Origin of the sequence: Stutzerimonas stutzeri, from assembly GCF_024448715.1 — a bacterium.
In the GTDB taxonomy this organism is placed as follows: domain Bacteria; phylum Pseudomonadota; class Gammaproteobacteria; order Pseudomonadales; family Pseudomonadaceae; genus Stutzerimonas; species Stutzerimonas stutzeri_AR.
In genome coordinates this window covers 62,844-78,197 of the sequence record NZ_JAMOHZ010000009.1, presented here as the reverse complement: position 1 = coordinate 78,197, position 15,354 = coordinate 62,844, and the positions used below count along the sequence as shown (strand labels likewise).

12 protein-coding genes are annotated in these 15,354 nt (G+C 63.0%); 9 read left to right on the top strand and 3 right to left on the bottom strand.

Features of this window, described 5'->3' with window-relative positions; genetic code table 11:
- The first annotated feature begins 69 nt into the window (after positions 1-69).
- Genes coxB through NAV33_RS18365 form a run of 6 tightly spaced genes read left to right on the top strand, consistent with a single transcriptional unit; the run spans position 70 to position 6,493 of the window.
- Positions 70-1,080 (top strand): cytochrome c oxidase subunit II, encoded by a 1,011-nt coding sequence (gene coxB / locus NAV33_RS18390; RefSeq protein WP_255982720.1) that lies wholly within the window; start codon positions 70-72, stop codon positions 1,078-1,080.
- On the top strand, positions 1,077-3,623 hold the full coding sequence (gene ctaD / locus NAV33_RS18385; RefSeq protein ID WP_255982719.1) for a cytochrome c oxidase subunit I: 2,547 nt from the start codon (positions 1,077-1,079) through the stop codon (positions 3,621-3,623). The genes coxB and ctaD overlap by 4 nt, the downstream gene beginning before the upstream one ends.
- Positions 3,620-4,033: a hypothetical protein gene (locus tag NAV33_RS18380; RefSeq protein WP_255982717.1), complete on the top strand. Its 414-nt coding sequence runs from the start codon at positions 3,620-3,622 to the stop codon at positions 4,031-4,033. The genes ctaD and NAV33_RS18380 overlap by 4 nt, the downstream gene beginning before the upstream one ends.
- Positions 4,030-4,659: a cytochrome c oxidase assembly protein gene (locus NAV33_RS18375; RefSeq protein ID WP_255982715.1), complete on the top strand. Its 630-nt coding sequence runs from the start codon at positions 4,030-4,032 to the stop codon at positions 4,657-4,659. Before NAV33_RS18380 ends, NAV33_RS18375 begins: the two co-directional genes overlap by 4 nt.
- A 4-nt stretch (positions 4,660-4,663) precedes the next feature.
- A complete protein-coding gene (locus tag NAV33_RS18370) occupies positions 4,664-5,884 on the top strand; it encodes a c-type cytochrome (protein ID WP_255982713.1) in 1,221 nt (406 codons plus the stop codon).
- Positions 5,885-5,887: 3 nt separating this feature from the next.
- A complete protein-coding gene (locus tag NAV33_RS18365) occupies positions 5,888-6,493 on the top strand; it encodes a DedA family protein (protein WP_255982711.1) in 606 nt (201 codons plus the stop codon).
- A gap of 219 nt (positions 6,494-6,712) precedes the next feature.
- On the opposite strand, the gene NAV33_RS18360 is transcribed toward NAV33_RS18365, so the two are convergent.
- Genes NAV33_RS18360 through NAV33_RS18350 form a run of 3 tightly spaced genes read right to left on the bottom strand, consistent with a single transcriptional unit; the run spans position 6,713 to position 10,289 of the window.
- Positions 6,713-7,897, bottom strand: coding sequence for a polysaccharide pyruvyl transferase family protein (locus NAV33_RS18360; protein WP_255982709.1), 1,185 nt, complete (start codon positions 7,895-7,897; stop codon positions 6,713-6,715).
- Between the two features lie 8 nt (positions 7,898-7,905).
- Complete coding sequence (locus NAV33_RS18355; protein ID WP_255982707.1) at positions 7,906-8,964, bottom strand: nitroreductase family protein; 1,059 nt, start codon at positions 8,962-8,964, stop codon at positions 7,906-7,908.
- Positions 8,961-10,289: a flippase gene (locus NAV33_RS18350; protein ID WP_255982705.1), complete on the bottom strand. Its 1,329-nt coding sequence runs from the start codon at positions 10,287-10,289 to the stop codon at positions 8,961-8,963. Before NAV33_RS18350 ends, NAV33_RS18355 begins: the two co-directional genes overlap by 4 nt.
- Positions 10,290-11,184: 895 nt before the next feature.
- Here NAV33_RS18350 and NAV33_RS18345 point away from each other — a divergent pair.
- From NAV33_RS18345 to NAV33_RS18335, 3 genes are all read left to right on the top strand, one after another.
- Positions 11,185-12,348, top strand: coding sequence for an acyl-CoA dehydrogenase family protein (locus tag NAV33_RS18345; RefSeq protein ID WP_255982702.1), 1,164 nt, complete (start codon positions 11,185-11,187; stop codon positions 12,346-12,348).
- Positions 12,345-13,088, top strand: a complete 744-nt coding sequence (locus tag NAV33_RS18340) for a hypothetical protein (RefSeq protein ID WP_255982700.1) — start codon at positions 12,345-12,347, stop codon at positions 13,086-13,088. Before NAV33_RS18345 ends, NAV33_RS18340 begins: the two co-directional genes overlap by 4 nt.
- A gap of 62 nt (positions 13,089-13,150) precedes the next feature.
- Positions 13,151-15,208 carry a response regulator gene (locus tag NAV33_RS18335; protein ID WP_255982698.1) on the top strand — a complete coding sequence of 686 codons (2,058 nt, stop codon included), beginning with the start codon at positions 13,151-13,153 and terminating at the stop codon, positions 15,206-15,208.
- Positions 15,209-15,354: the final 146 nt, after the last annotated feature.

Here is a 15,354-nt window from a genome sequence, read left to right as displayed (position 1 = left end):
CCGGCCGCTATCCAACTTTTTTCGCCTGAGAGGGGTCACAAAAGCTGGACCCTTAGCGAGGCGGACTATGTGCCCACTCTGACCGGCAGCATCCGAGCGAGGCTATCGCCGCATGGCCTCGGGCTGGCGCTGCTCACGCTGCTGACTGGCTGTGACGGACAACAGTCCGCGCTGAATCCCGCCGGCGTGGGTGCACAGAGCATCGCCGAGCTGTTTTGGTGGATGAGCGGTGGCGCGCTCGTCATCTGGGCGGCGGTGATGGGCATCGCCATCTACGCGACCCAGGCGCACCCGGAAGCGCACGGCATTCGCGGTGCACGCTGGCTGATCATCGGTGGCGGGATCATTTTCCCGGTGGTGGTACTGACCGGCCTGCTGATTTACGGGCTGATGCTGATGCCACAGCTGCGCTCCACCGAGGCTATCGGCCTCAGAGTCGACGTGGCCGGCGAGCAGTGGTGGTGGCGCGTGCGTTATCAGACTGAGGCGGGCGACAAGGTGGAGCTGGCCAACGAGATTCGCCTGCCGGTGGGCCAGCGGGTGGCCTTCAGCCTGACCAGCCCGGACGTAATCCACTCGTTCTGGATTCCTTCGCTTGGCGGCAAGGTCGACATGATTCCCGGCCGCACCAACAAGCTTGTGCTGGAGCCGACACGCACCGGCACCTTCCGCGGCGCCTGCGCCGAATACTGCGGCGCGTCCCATGCACTGATGAATTTCGCCGTGGTGGTGATGGAGCCGGAAGCCTTTACCGACTGGCTTGCGGGACAGGCGCAGCCGGCACGGGCGCCAGATTCGGCTTTGCAGCAAGCAGGCCAGCGCGCTTTTCTCAGCAACGGCTGCAGCGCCTGCCACAGCGTGCGCGGCACCGAGGCCGACGGCACGGTCGGACCGGATCTGACCCACGTTGGCAGCCGCCTGAGCCTCGCGGCCGGGACCCTGCCGGCCGATGTCGAGGCGTTCCAGCGCTGGATCGGCCACACCGGCGAGATCAAACCGGATGTAAGAATGCCCGCTTTCGGCATGTTGCCCGGTGAGCAATTGAACGCCATGGCCCATTACCTGAGCGGACTGAAATGAGCGAGCCGATGGACGTGACCGAGCCGGAGAGCAATCGCGACCCGCACGACGAAGCTCACGCCAAGGCGCAAGCCGAACGCCTTGCCGCCGCCTGGAAGACGCCCACCGGCTGGCGCTACTGGTCGGCGGTGAACAACACCGAGGTCGGGCTCTGGTACACCGGCGTGTCCTTTTTGTTCTTCCTCTTTGCCGGCGTGCTGGCCATGCTGATCCGCGCCCAGCTGGCGGTGCCGAACAACGACCTGCTGTCTGCCGACACCTACAACCAGGTCTTCACCCTGCACGGCTCGGTGATGATGTTCCTGTTCGGCGTGCCGATCTTCGAGGCGTTCTCGATCCTCATCCTGCCGCAGATGCTCGGCGCGCGGGACCTGCCATTCCCGCGGCTGTCGGCCTACGGCTTCTGGTGCTTCATCATCGGTGGCGTGTTCGTCTGCGGCTCGATCTTCTTTGGTGTCGCGCCTCAGGGCGGCTGGTTCATGTACCCGCCGCTGACCACCACCTACCAGGACGGGCTCGGCGCGGATATCTGGCTGCTGGGCCTGTCGTTCATCGAGGTGTCGTCGATTGCGGCGGCGGTGGAGCTGATCGTCGGTGTGCTGAAAACGCGCCCGCCGGGCATGCGCATCAACCTGATCCCGCTATACACCTGGTACATCCTGGTGGTGGCGGGAATGATCCTGTTCGCCTTCCCGCCGCTGATCGCCGGGGACCTGTTGTTCGAGCTGGAGCGCGCGTTCGACTGGCCGTTCTTCGACCACACCCGCGGCGGCGATCCGCTGCTGTGGCAGCACCTGTTCTGGATCTTCGGCCATCCCGAGGTTTACATCATCTTCCTGCCCGCCGTGGCGCTGGTGGCGACCATCGTGCCGACCGCCGCCCAGCGGCCCATTGTCGGTTACACATTCATAGTGCTGGCCGCGGTGGGCACCGGGTTCATCAGCTTCGGGCTGTGGGTGCACCACATGTTCACCACCGGCATGCCAGGCATCTCGCTGGCGTTCTTCTCGGCGGCGTCCGAGGCGGTGGCGATCCCCACCGGGGTGCAGATCTTCTGTTTTCTCGCCACGGCGCTGGCGGGGCGGTTCGTCAAATCGGTGCCGATGCTGTTCGTCGCCGGCGCGCTGGCGATCTTCGTCCTCGGCGGCTTGACCGGCGTGATGGTGGCGCTGGCGCCGTTCGACTTTCAGGCGCACGACACCTACTTCATCGTCGCCCACCTGCACTACGTGCTGATCGGCGGGATGCTGTTCCCGGTAATCGCGGGTCTCTATTACTTCTTCCCGCTGACGATGAGCAAGACGCTGTCGGACCGCCTCGGACGCATCGCCTTCTGGCTGATGTTCATCGGCTTCAACATCGCCTTTCTGCCGATGCATTTCACGGGGCTTCTGGGCATGCCGCGGCGGGTCTATACCTATGCGCCGGACATGGGCTTCGACGTGCTTAACATGGTCTCCACGGTCGGCGCCTTCATTCTCGCCGCCGGAGTCGCGGTGCTGGTCTGGGACGTGCTGCGGCCCAAGGGCAAGCAGCCTTACAGCAAGCGCAACCCGTGGAACGCCGGCACTCTGGAATGGCTGGCCGAAATGCCCGGCAAGTCCTGGGGTGTGCGCTCGATTCCGATCATCAAGAGCCGCTACCCACTGTGGGACCAGCCGAATCTGATGCGCGACGTCGATGCCGGGCGCTTTTATCTGCCCGATGCCGAAGAGGGCAAGCGCGAGACGCTGATCAGCAGCATCATCGATGCCGAGCCGATCCAATGCCTGCGGGTGCCCGGGCCGACCTTTCTCAGCTTCTGGGCGGCGGTCTTCACTGGCGGCCTGTTTATCTTCGCCACCTACAGCTGGTACGTCGCAGCGCTGACCAGCGGCTTTCTAGCCCTGGTAACCATTCTTATCTGGCTGTGGACGGGTACTGCGGTGATTCCGGAGAAGCCGCGAAAAGACATCGGCCTGAACGTGTCGGCGCCGCTCTATGCCTCAGGCGCCAAGTCGGTGGGCTGGTGGGCCATGTTCATCACCATGATCGGTGACATGAGCGCCTTCGCCAGCCTGGTGTTCGGCTACTTCTTCTTCTGGACGGTGCATGAGGATTTCCCACCCGCGGACGCCGCCGGTCCCGGTGTGGTCTGGCCGTTGATCGCGCTTGGTCTAATCCTCGCCTCCTGGGGCCTGACGCTACTGGCACGCCGCTGCAATGATCGTGATCAGGCGCCGGGCTTCTACCTCGCGCTGGGGCTGGCCGTCTTGCTGACCCTGGCGGGCGCCTACTCGCTATGGGCCGGGCCGCATTTCAGCGGACTCGATCCGACCAGCAATGTTTACCCGGCGACCGTCTGGGTGCTGGTGCTCTGGTGCCTGCTGCACCTGGGCATCGGTCTGATCATGCAGCTGTACTGCCTGGCGCGCCGGGCTGCCGGGCGGATGACCGCCGAGCACGATATCGATATCCGTAATGTCGCGCTCTACTGGCATTTCATGGCGATTACCTTGGTCGTGACCGTCGCGGTCATTGCCGGCTTCCCGGAGGTCGCATGAGCGAGCGAACCGAAATCCGGCCGGAAGATAACGCCGAAGCACCGCCTGACGAGCGGGTTACGCTCTGGCTACTAACCTTCGGGCCGGCCATCTGGGCGGTGCACTTCGTGCTGTCCTATGCTGCGGCCGCGGTCTGGTGCGCCAAGGTCGCGGGGCGTACGGGAGCGTTGGCTGACGTGCGCATCGTCATCGGTGTGCTAACGCTGCTAGCGCTCATCGGTATAGCCGCGACCGGCTGGCGCGGGTGGCGCATGCACAGCTTCGGTAACGCCACCGCACCGCATGATTTCGATACGCCCGCCGACCGCCATCGGTTTCTCGGCTTTTCGACATTGCTGCTTAGCGGTTTGAGTTTTGTCGCGACGGTTTTCGTCGCCCTCTGTGTGGTCTTCATCCGGAGTTGCGCATGATCTGGCGTCCGTTGTCATTGATGCTGGGCCTGACCACACTGGCGGCGGTGTGGCTCGGCCCGCTGCCGGCGATGGCCGATCGGTTGTTCGTCGGGCACATGCTCATGCACGTGATGGTGGTGGCAGTCGCGGCGCCGTTGCTGGCGATCGGCCTCGCTGGCAGCCGGTTGGATTTCTCCAGCCGAATCCCATTTCTGTTCTCGCCGGTTCTGGCGTCGGTGATCGAGCTATTCGTGGTCTGGGCCTGGCATATGCCGGCTCTGCACCATGCCGCACGCACATCGCAGTCCGCCGAGTTGCTGGAGCAAGGCAGCTACTTGGTCGTCGGCCTGCTGGTGTGGCTCGCGGCGTTCGGCGGCGTCCGGCATCACCGTGCGCTGGCCGGTATCGCCGGGTTGCTGCTGACCTCGATGCACATGACGCTGCTTGGCGTGCTGCTGACGATGGCGAACCGACCGCTGTTCGAGCACACCGGCTCAGCGTTGTCGGGCCTCGGCCCGCTTGAGGATCAGCAACTGGGCGGCGTGATCATGCTGATATTCGGCGGCACGTCCTACCTGATCGGCGGGCTGTATTTGCTAAGTGGCCTTCTACAGGACAAGCGCCATGCCGCTTCGGTCAGCTAGGCGAATGTTGCAGCGACTCTCGACGCCCCTGCGCCGGTGGCTGCGCTGGTTGACGGGCGGCTCGTGGAAACGCGTTCTGGCGGCAGTGGCGCTGATGATTGCGCTCGCAGGCTCCGGCGGCTTCTTGCTGATCTCGCTGGGGTTGGTGTCGATCAGCGCCAGCTCCGGCCACTGGGCGGCGACCGGCTGGGTGCTGCATTACGCCATGCGCCGCGCGGTGAGCACCCAGTCGATGGGCATCGAGGTGCCGCCGCTCGACGATCCGGCACTGGTGCTCAAGGGCGCCGGCCATTACGAAACCGGCTGCGTCACTTGTCATGGCGCGCCGGGGCGAGAGCGCTCTCTGATTGCGCAGCAGATGACGCCCGAACCACCGCTTCTGCCGCCGCGTATCGAGCACTGGGAACCACAGGAGTTGTTCTGGATCGTCAAGAACGGCGTCAAGTACACCGCCATGCCGGCCTGGCCGGCATCCAAGCGTGAGGATGAAGTCTGGGCCATGGTGGCGTTTCTCCAGGCGATGCCGGAGATGTCCACCGCGCGCTACCGGGAGCTTGCGCTGGGCGAACGTGCCGCTGATGTCGCCGAGCCGGTGACGCCCGATCATTTGCGCTCGCTCGGTGATCCGCTGGGCCCGGTCTTGGCCAACTGCAATCGCTGCCACGCCGCCGATGGTGGCGGACGCGGGCAAGGCGCCTTTCCGCGGTTGGCAGGGCAGAGCGAGGCATATCTGCTTGGCACGCTGCAGGCTTACGCCAATGGAAAACGTTACAGCGGCATCATGCAGCCCATCGCCGCTGGGCTTGAGCCGTCAGTTCTGCAGGCGCTGGCCAGGCACTTCGCCGAACTGCCGACGGTCAGCCGAACGGACGCTCCAGCACCGACGCCTGCTGCGCTCGCCGAAGGCAAGACATTGGCCGAGCGAGGCGTGCCTGAGCGCGGCATCCCCTCCTGCGTGCATTGCCACGGTCCGAAGACCGGTCCGCGCAACCCGATGTACCCCAACATTGCCGGACAGTACGCCAGTTATCTAAAGCAGCAGCTGGAGCTGTTCACCTCCGGCACACGTGGCGGCGGCGAATACGCGCAGATCATGCATAGCGCCGCGCAGCGGTTGACGCCAGAGCAAATGCAGGCGCTGGCGGATTACTATGCATCGTTGCCGCAGCAGGTGGCATCGACATTGGCTACCAAACCGGCCGCCGTATCACCACAACAGAGGTAACCGATGTTCGACAAAATCGTGGAAGTGGTTTCGGCGTTTGGCTATGTGGGCGTGTTCGCGCTGATGCTGTTGGAGAATATTTTTCCGCCGATTCCGTCCGAGCTGATCATGCCGCTGGCGGGCTTCGTGGCGGCGCGCGGTGAGCTGAATTTTGCCGGGGTGATTGCTGCTGGCACCGCTGGCTCGGTGGTGGGTGCGCTGCCTTGGTATTACGCCGGCGCCAAGCTCGGCAAGGAACGCATGAAGCGCCTCGCCAAGCGTTGGGGGCATTGGCTGACCCTGTCGCCGGAAGACGTCGACAAAGCGAGCAACTGGTTCGACCGGCACGGCAAGGGCGCGGTGTTTTTTGGCCGTCTGATGCCAGCGGTGCGCACGCTGATTTCCGTGCCGGCCGGTATCGTCGGCATGCCGATGACGCTGTTCCTGATTTACTCGACGCTGGGGTCGTTGCTCTGGACGGCGCTGCTGGCGTTGGCGGGCTTTATGCTCGAATCGCAGTATGAAAAGGTTTCCGAGTACCTCGATCCGATTTCCACCGGCGTGGTGGTGCTATTCGTGCTCTTTTACCTGTACAGGCTGCTCCGCCAGCGCTTCGCGCGGCGCGACTGAGCAGATGGGCTGAAGCGGAACGCCGCCAGGCCCCACCTACAAGCCGCTACAAGCCGCGCAGGCCCTGGTAGGGTGGGCCGGGCGGCGCTCCGCTTCAGCCCACCGTTTGCTTGCTGGCTCCGATTTTTGGTGGGCTGAAGCCCACCCTACAAAGAGTGAAGCGGAACGCTTGCTCGCTCAAGCAGCTCTTCAATATCTCGCCAGGCCTGTCCGCGAGACTCAGGCGGCGCCGGCGGTGTGGTGCTGCGTCTGGCGCGCGCGCTCGCACTGGTCGATCACGGCATACACCCGCTGCCACATTTGCTCGGATTGCTGTTTGAGCTGCGCAGTGCGAGCTTGAATCAGTGCCTCGATCCGCGCGCTTTCGTCGGTGACCAGATCGATCTTGCGCTTGATCTCCGCTTCGTCGGTGGTCACCTCGACCAATCCATCCAGAAATCCGTAATCCTCGAAGAGCATCTGGTATTTGTGGCTCCAGCCGGTCGCCAGCGCCGGCACGCCCTGCGATAACGCACTGACCAGGCCATGGAAGCGACTGCCCAGCGTGCCGCTGCAGGCACCGAGGATGCCCTTGATTTCCAGCGCACCGCTTTCCCTGACGATCGGGATACCGCCAACGGCCGCCGAGAGTTTCTCGGCCAGCATCAGGTCGTCCTTGCCCTCGTGAACCAGCACGAACGGCTTGGCATCCTTCTCCAGCAAATAGCGGGTGCACGTGATGAGGAAGGGCAGATAGGCGTCGCGCGTCTTCTGGTCGGTCTTGTCCAGCATTCGGCAGTTGGGAACGATGCAGAAGCGATTCTGCACGGCGTCGAAATTGGGCGGAATCACGCCGGAGATCAGATTGGTGAAATCGGGCGACTGGCGAATCTTGCTCTGCTCACCGACCAACCCGGTCAGGTGTTCGTAAGAGATGCGCTCGCGTGGAAAGATCAGATCGACGTTATCGACAACGGTCTTCATCGCCGCCTGGTTCTTCTCCGACTTGAACGGGCCCAGCGCCTGCGGCAACAAAATCACTCGAGTGCCGTGCTTGCTCCAGCGTTTAGCCGATTGCGCCAGCTCTGCGCAAGGGCTTTCACCCCACTGATCGCTGTAGGCGAAGCCGGCCGCGTCGATGACTACGTCGACTTCCTTGTCCAGCACCACGCCGTACATTTCGCGTAGCGGACGCGGCACGAAATTCGCCAGGCCGCCCCACTGGATGCCGTAGCGCCACAGCCATGCCTTCGGATAGAAACCCAGCTGAACGAGTTTGTGGAACGGTTGTTCAGCCTTTTTAGGTGTCGGTGCCATGACGTAGGTAGCGTCGGGATACCGGGTCTTCAGCTTCTGCAACGCCGCGTGCAACATGAGCTCGGCGCCTTTATTGACGAAGCCTGCCTTTCTGATCTCGATAATCATCGCTTACCTCAGTTGAATACGATCAAGTCTTGCTCGGTCTTCTTGTCCGAATAGGGAATCCCTCCAGTTGGATCGGCATAGCCCACCGCCAGTAGCATCACGGTGCGTTCGTGGTAGGCCAGGCCTAGTTTTTTCGCCAGCAATCGTTCCTTTTCTTCCACGTCCGGCCAGTTGATCGAGCAGGTGGAAAGGCCGAGGCTTTCGCACGCCAGCATCAGCTGCATAGCTGCTAGCGAGCCGTCGATATAGACGACGTGGCGGTCGCGCGCTTCTGGGTAGCAGCTAAGATCGCCCACCACGGCTATCACACAGGGCAGGTTGTCGTGGAAACCCGCCGTGCCGCCAGCGCACTTGGCGACATCGGCAGCCTTGGCGGGGTCATTGCTGACATAGAAGCGAAATGGCTGCCGATTACAGGCAGAGGGCGCCAGCGCGGCAGCTCTGACTGCCTGCTCAATCAGCTCGTTGCTGACCGGCTTGTTCTGATACCAGCGCACCGAGCGCCGACGGCGGAACAGCGTCATCAGCTCTTCGTAGCTGACCGGACATTCCGGCAACTGGCTATGCGGGTACGGCACGCGGCGGTTCGATTCATCGGGGTTCTGCGCACTGGAAAACGCGCGCTTGGCCGAATCGATGCGCGGCGTACTACCGACCGCGGAAAAATAGTCGGTGAGCACGTCGTTAGCCCAGCGCTGCTGGCCATTGACCTCTCCGGTCTGCGCCGCATCGGCATAACAGCGGACCGTCGGGCCGATGTAATCCTCGGCAAAGGTGCTGCGGCGGGGGCGCATGATCAGGCCCTTCTCCAGCCGGTGCACGTTGCGCCGCAGAAAGGCGTCGTTCTCGCCCTTGCTACGCATCAGCCTGGCGAATTGCAGGCGGCCGAGCAGTACGGCACGGTGCTCGCGGTCGAATTCGCGGCTGATAAAGCAGTAGTACAGCGAAGACAGGAAACCGTTGCCGGAAAACAGCCGGACCATAGCCAGTCCAGTATTGTCCCGAGTGGCTTTGATCGCCGTCTTCACTGGGTCGGGCAGGGCGCGGGCAAGGGACATGAGGCTCATCGGGTGGCTCCTACGGCGCTGAATGCATAGCGAAATGGACTGAAGATGGATCGGGTCATCATGTAAAACACCGGCCGGGTTTTCTTGTGCACCAGCAGCGCGGCGTAGGAAGCGATTGCGTATGAAATCAGCGTCGCCATGGCTGCGCCCTCACCGCCGTAATGCGGAATCAGCAGCAGGTTCAGGCCAATATTGGCCAGGGCGCCGAGGCCCTGTGTGACCAAGGAAAACATCAGCGCGCCCTCTATGAGGATCCAGCGGCTGAACAGCGCGCGCATGAAGATGAACACGCCACCCCAAATATGGATAACGAGGATTGAGGCGGAGTTCTGGTATTCGGCACCGAACAGCAGCGAAATCAGCGGCCCGGCGACGAGCGTCACCAGCACCGCAACGGCGACGGCGAGGAGGAACAAAACATCGAACAGCTGCTGTAAACGCTGATTGAATCTCGTCGTGTCGGCGGCGTGCAGTTTGATCAGCTTGGGAAAGAAAGACGCGACGATGGCGGTCGGCAGGAAGTACCAGGCTTCCGATAGTTGCGCCGCGACTGCATAGACTCCGACCTCTTCGGCGCCAACCATCCACTTGAGCATCACCTGATCGATCTTCATGTAGATCACCGCGAAGATCGAACCGACATAGATGATCCAGCCTTGGCTGAGCAGCTCCTTGGCTTTGGCGAAGCTGGCTTTCCAGCTCATCACCGAGACGGTCGTGGTGCCTTTGTAGAGGATTGCCAATATCACTGCGGCCAGCATGAACTGCGCGGTGTGGGCGAAGGCGAAGGCCACCACCCCCGCGCCGCTGAGCACCAGCAATAGCTTGAGCCCGGCCGAAAGCAGGATCGCGCTGGACTTTGCGATGGCTGGGTATTTGGCCTGTACCTGCGACTGGAACCAGTACTCCACCACGTCGAAGGTCTGAAAGAAGATCGCCGAAGCGACGATCAGCAGCATCCAGAACTCGGTGCCGCCGATCTCTTCGAACAACAACGAATAGATCAAGATCAGGATGAAGCCGAGCGTCATCCCGGTCAGCTTCAAAAGAAAGGTGGTGCCGAGGGTCTCCGGGACCTTGTCCGGCTTCCTCACCACCTCGCGCACCACCAGACCGGCCAACCCCATATGGCCGGCCGAGGCGAAGATGGCGGTCATCGAGATCGCATAGGAGAGGATGCCGAACTGCTCCGGGCCCAGATACCGCGCCAGCAAGATTGCCGTGAGAAAGCCCACGCCGATATGCAGCAGCCGTTCCGCCATCATCCACGAGGCGTTGAATAGATAGAGCTTGAGTTTGTTGAAGAGGGTAGTAACTGCGGTCATTGAGTAGCCCGGCTCCCAAGGCTGGCTCCGTGGTGGCAAGCTTGCCTTCAGTTGCGCTGGAGTGTGGCGACGGACAGCTGACCGCGATTCGCTCGGCATGTTCCGGCTACAAGTAGCGCGAAATATATCGAGGTCGTTACCTTTGGTTCGCCTCGGCGAAAGGCCATTAGCGGCCGAATTACGCCGAGACGCGGTCTGGCGGGGCTTTGGCAAATTCGCTGCGGCCGCGAAGGCGTGGGGTCTGAAAACTATGCAAGGCGACCTATGGCACACGCCTCGCCCAGCTACATTTACTGGCGTTTGGCTAGGTCACGCTTAATCTGATGGCGTTTTCATTTCAAAAGTGGAACTTTTGCCATCACGGCCGCTCATAACCCTGCTGCCGCTGCTAGCCGGTCAGTGACCCATCATGATGCGTCACGAATCGCCTAGCACGGCGCGCCCACAACTTTCGGGTTGTCGGTTGTGGCTGCCGCGAAGGATGTCGCAAAGCGCCTGGACTGGCGTGAGGAAATGCCGCTTGGAGCGGCCAAAGGGATAGGACTCAGCCTTGCACAGAAAAGCCCCGCATCGCTCGATGCGGGGCTTTTTTGTGTTTGTTGGCACGGGGCGTTCGCTGCCCGGCCTATCGAGTGGCCGCATGGGATCAGATCGATGCGGAGCTCATACATGAACAAGATGCTTTGCCGCGAGCTGTCAGGGTAACGCTTTGGCAAAACCCCGAGCGAAAAACCGGGCCCCGATGTGGCGCGGCAAAACGAGAAGTGAAGGGCATCGATCGAGCACTTCACGCTTGGGCCCTGCAGGGACTTTTCCGCCGGTCAAGGAGTCGGTGGCATAGATGCGGTGTCCATGCACTGTATTGCCTCAATACTTCGACCAGGATTCTCTCTGTATGCCAACCACCCTCACGCCCAAGCTCTCGGCGCTCAAGGCGACCACCGAACAGCTGGTCGACCAGGTCGTCGCTCCCAACGCCGAGCGCGTGGACCGGGAATGTCTGTGGCCGGCACATACCCTTGAAGCGCTGGCGCAAGCCGGGCTGTTCGGTCTGCAGGTGCCCGTCGCGCAAGGCGGCCACGGCCAGGGCCTGTTGGCGCTGAGTGTGCTCACCGAAACGTTGAGCAAGGCCTGTCCGTCTTCGGCGCTGTGTTTTGGCATGCATTGCGTTGGCACGGCGGTGATCGCAGCCAAGGCGACATCTCACCACCGCCAGCATTACCTCGAAGCCATCGCATCGGGTGAGCATCTCACTACGCTGGCGCTTTCGGAAGCCGGCTCGGGTGCGCACTTTTACCTGCCTGGCACGACGCTGCGCACCGACGGCGAGCATTTCCATCTCGACGGCACCAAGCAGTTCGTGACCAACGGCGGGCATGCCGACTCCTATGTGGTCTCGACGGTAGCCGGCGGCGCAGATAACGAAACCGGCGACTTCAGTTGCGTGATTCTCGATCGCGACACGAGCGGCATGACCTGGCTCGAACCTTGGGCGGGCTTCGGCATGCGTGGCAATTCCTCGCGGGGACTTCGGCTCGACAATGTTCGGGTCCCCCGCGCCAACTTGCTGGGCGAGGCCGGCGATCAGGTCTGGTACGTATTCGAAGTGGTAGCGCCGTTCTTCCTCATGGCGATGGCGGGTACTTACCTGGGCATCGCCCAGTCGGCGCTGGACGCAACCGGCGACCACCTGCGCAATCGCCGCTATGCCCATTCGGGCGCCGCGCTGCGTGAAACGGAAGCCTTGCAGATCCGCTTCGGCGAGATGTGGGTCGCGCTGGAAAAATCCCGAGCGCTGGTGCGCGAGGCCGCGCGGTTGGGTGATAGCGGCCATGCCGATGCACTGCCCTATATTCTCGCGTGCAAGGCTGACGCTGGCGAAACGGCGGTCATGCTGGCGAACGAGGCCATGACTCTCTGTGGCGGAAGCGCCTATCGGGAAAACAGCCGCGTCGCCCAGATGTTGCGCGACGCTCGGGCCAGCCATGTGATGTCGCCGACGACCGATCTGCTCAAGCTGTGGACCGGACGCAACCTACTCGGCCTGCCGCTGCTATGAGTGCCACGGCACCGCTTCAATCGATCATTATCGTTGCGACGGGTGAGCCCGATCACGACCGGATCGACGACATCCATGCGCTGGCCCGCCGGCATGCCAGCGAAACGCACCTGCTGAACGAACAGGCGCTGGCCGAATGGCTCGGCCGGGCTGACGCCGACAGCGAACCCGCCGTACTGATCTTCGCCCCTTCGCTCGAGCGTCCCGCGGGTCTGGCTCGAACCGCCCGGCAACGTTGGTCACGTTGCGAGCTGCTGTTCGTGCGCGAGCCATCGACCTTGGCGGACTTCAGACGGCAGCTGGGCATGGCGCCGATGCTCGGCATTCATTGGGCGGTGGTGCCTGATGACGACACCCTGGAAGATGTCCTGGCGCTCGCCAGCCAGACCGCCCGGCGCCGCGCGAGGCTGCGTACTACGCTAGACACCGCCAATCTCAGCCTGCCCTCACGGCCTGACAGCCAGGCACAAAAGCGTCAGGCGATGGCCGATCATTATCTGGCGAACTTCATCGACTTCGCCCAAGAAGCGATCGTCGGTCTCGATGCCGACCAACAAGTGATGTTCTGGAGCGCTGGCGCCGAAGAGCTGTTCGGCCTGCCTTCGGCCGTTGCCGCCGGTCAGGACGCGCGCAGTCTGCGCTTCTGGAATTCGGATCTCGACGAGGCCCTGCGAGCGCTGAGCGCCGGTAAGCGCTCGGTGCTGGTCGAAAGCACCCTGTTGCAGGACGCCAGCCGATAGCGCTGGAAATACTCTGCTCGGCCGTCCGCGACGAGACCCAGACGCTGATCGGCGTTTCGTTGATGATTCGCGATGTGTCTGCCATCGCCACGCAGCGATTGGCCCACCAGGCCGAACTGCAGGCGGAACGACAACACCTGCACCAGCTGTTCCAGCAAGCGCCCGGCTTCGTCGTCGTGACGCAGGGGCCACGGCATTTGGTGGAGCTGGCCAACCGCGCGTTCTATCAGCTGGTCGGGCATCGTGATGCCATTGGTCGGCCCGCCGCCGATGCCTTTCCGGAAATGGAAAGCCAGCCGGTGCGCGACCTGCTCGACCGCGTTTATGCCACCCGTCGTCCGTTCGTCGGGCGCGGCGTGGCGGTGCATATACCGCGCGCACGGCAGGCCCCGCGCCAGCTGCGCTATGTCGATTTCGTGTTCCAGCCGGTGCTGTCCGAGCATGGGCTGATCACCGGTATCTTCTGTCAGGGCCATGATGTCACCGCGCAGCGATTGGCGCAGGAGCAGTTGCAGCGCTCAGAGGAGCATCTGCAGGCGCTGGTCGACCAGCGCACCTGCGAACTCGAGCGCAGCCAGCAGGCCCTGCACCAATCACAGAAGCTGGAAGCGATCGGCAAGCTGACCGGCGGCGTGGCGCATGACTTCAATAATGTGCTGCAAATCATCGGCGCCAACCTGCAATTGGTACGTGAGACGGTTTCGCACAACGAGCGTCTCGGCGGCCGGATCGACCTGGCCTCGGCCGCGGTGGAGCGTGGCGCCAAGCTTTCTTCCCAGCTGCTGGCCTTCGCTCGCCGGCAGCCGCTGAGCCCGGCGCCGACCAATCTGGCTCGCCTGTTGCGCGACATGGACGGCTTGCTGCGCCGCGCGCTGGGTGAGTACGTGGAAATCGAAACGGTCGTCGCTGGCGGCCTGTGGACCACCCTGGTGGACCCGAACCAGCTGGAGAACGTGGTCCTCAATCTGGCCATCAATGCCCGCGATGCGATGCGCGGCGGTGGCCGGCTGACCCTCGAACTGAGCAACGCCATGCTCGACGACGAATACGCGCACGCAGCTGGCGACGTGACGCCTGGACAATATGTGCTGCTGGCGGTCTCCGATACCGGCATCGGCATGTCGGTCGAACTGACCGAGCGTGTATTCGAACCCTTCTTCACCACCAAACCGGAAGGCGAAGGCACCGGCCTCGGATTGTCGATGGCCTACGGCTTCGCCAAGCAAAGCGGAGGGCACATTCGGCTGTACAGCGAGGTCGGCCACGGAACCACGGTCAAGGTCTATCTGCCGCGCACGCTGCAGGCGGAGCGGGCGCCGGCACCGCCGCCGAGCGGGCCGATCACCGGCGGGCACGAAACCGTGCTGGTGGTTGAGGACGACCTGGCGGTGCAGGCGACCGTAGTCGATCAACTGGGCAGCCTTGGCTACAGCGTGCTGCGCGCCAACGATGCGCAAAGTGCCCTGAGTATCTTGCAGAGCGGACTGGCGATCGACCTGCTGTTCACTGACGTGGTGATGCCAGGCCCGCTGCGCAGCCCCGAGCTGGCGCGCCAGGCCCAGCAGCTGTTACCAGATATCGTGGTGTTGTTCACCTCCGGTTACACGCAAAACGCCATCGTTCACGGCGGCCGGCTCGATCCCGGTGTCGAGCTGATCAGCAAGCCGTATCGCCTCGAGCAATTGGCGCGAAAACTGCGACATCTGCTGGCCAATCGGCCCAAGCGACAACAGCCGTCAATCTCGAGCGGCGTCGTCGAGGCAGTCGACTCGACGGCAACGTCGCCGCAGGTTCTGGTCGTCGAAGACGAACCGGCGATACTCGAAATGACCTGCGAAATGCTCGACGTGCTCGGACATCAGGCGACGGGCGCCGCCGATGCGGAAACGGCTCTGCAGCTGTTGGGCAGACAACGCTTCGAGATCCTGCTGACCGACATCACGCTACCCGGCCAGTCAGGGCTTGAACTGGCAGCGCAGGCGCGTGATATGCAGCCGGGCTTGAAGGTGGTGTACGTGTCCGGTTACGGCGCGACGGTTGGCGAACCTGGCACCCCGACACTGGCCAAGCCGTTTTCCATGCAACAGCTCGAAGTGCTCCTCGACCACCTACTGGCTTGAGCCGCCGGGCACCTGCAGGTCGGCATTGAGCTTGAGTCAGGATGGGTGCGCCCCATGGTTCTGTGGCTCAAAGCCTTATTCGGTATTGGCGCAAAGTTGTCATATATCCGCCAGCGACGAACAGCCCCTGCTGCTCGTACCGGTCG

Excerpts from the sequence above, each read along its gene's own strand:
- ctaD (WP_255982719.1), top strand. The coding sequence starts at position 1,077 with ATGAGCGAGCCGATGGACGTGACCGAGCCGGAGAGCAATCGCGACCCG.
- NAV33_RS18380 (WP_255982717.1), top strand. The coding sequence starts at position 3,620 with ATGAGCGAGCGAACCGAAATCCGGCCGGAAGATAACGCCGAAGCACCG.
- NAV33_RS18375 (WP_255982715.1), top strand. The coding sequence starts at position 4,030 with ATGATCTGGCGTCCGTTGTCATTGATGCTGGGCCTGACCACACTGGCG.
- NAV33_RS18370 (WP_255982713.1), top strand. The coding sequence starts at position 4,664 with ATGTTGCAGCGACTCTCGACGCCCCTGCGCCGGTGGCTGCGCTGGTTG.
- NAV33_RS18365 (WP_255982711.1), top strand. The coding sequence starts at position 5,888 with ATGTTCGACAAAATCGTGGAAGTGGTTTCGGCGTTTGGCTATGTGGGC.
- NAV33_RS18360 (WP_255982709.1), bottom strand. The coding sequence starts at position 7,897 with ATGATTATCGAGATCAGAAAGGCAGGCTTCGTCAATAAAGGCGCCGAG.
- NAV33_RS18355 (WP_255982707.1), bottom strand. The coding sequence starts at position 8,964 with ATGAGCCTCATGTCCCTTGCCCGCGCCCTGCCCGACCCAGTGAAGACG.
- NAV33_RS18350 (WP_255982705.1), bottom strand. The coding sequence starts at position 10,289 with ATGACCGCAGTTACTACCCTCTTCAACAAACTCAAGCTCTATCTATTC.
- NAV33_RS18345 (WP_255982702.1), top strand. The coding sequence starts at position 11,185 with ATGCCAACCACCCTCACGCCCAAGCTCTCGGCGCTCAAGGCGACCACC.
- NAV33_RS18340 (WP_255982700.1), top strand. The coding sequence starts at position 12,345 with ATGAGTGCCACGGCACCGCTTCAATCGATCATTATCGTTGCGACGGGT.
- NAV33_RS18335 (WP_255982698.1), top strand. The coding sequence starts at position 13,151 with ATGATTCGCGATGTGTCTGCCATCGCCACGCAGCGATTGGCCCACCAG.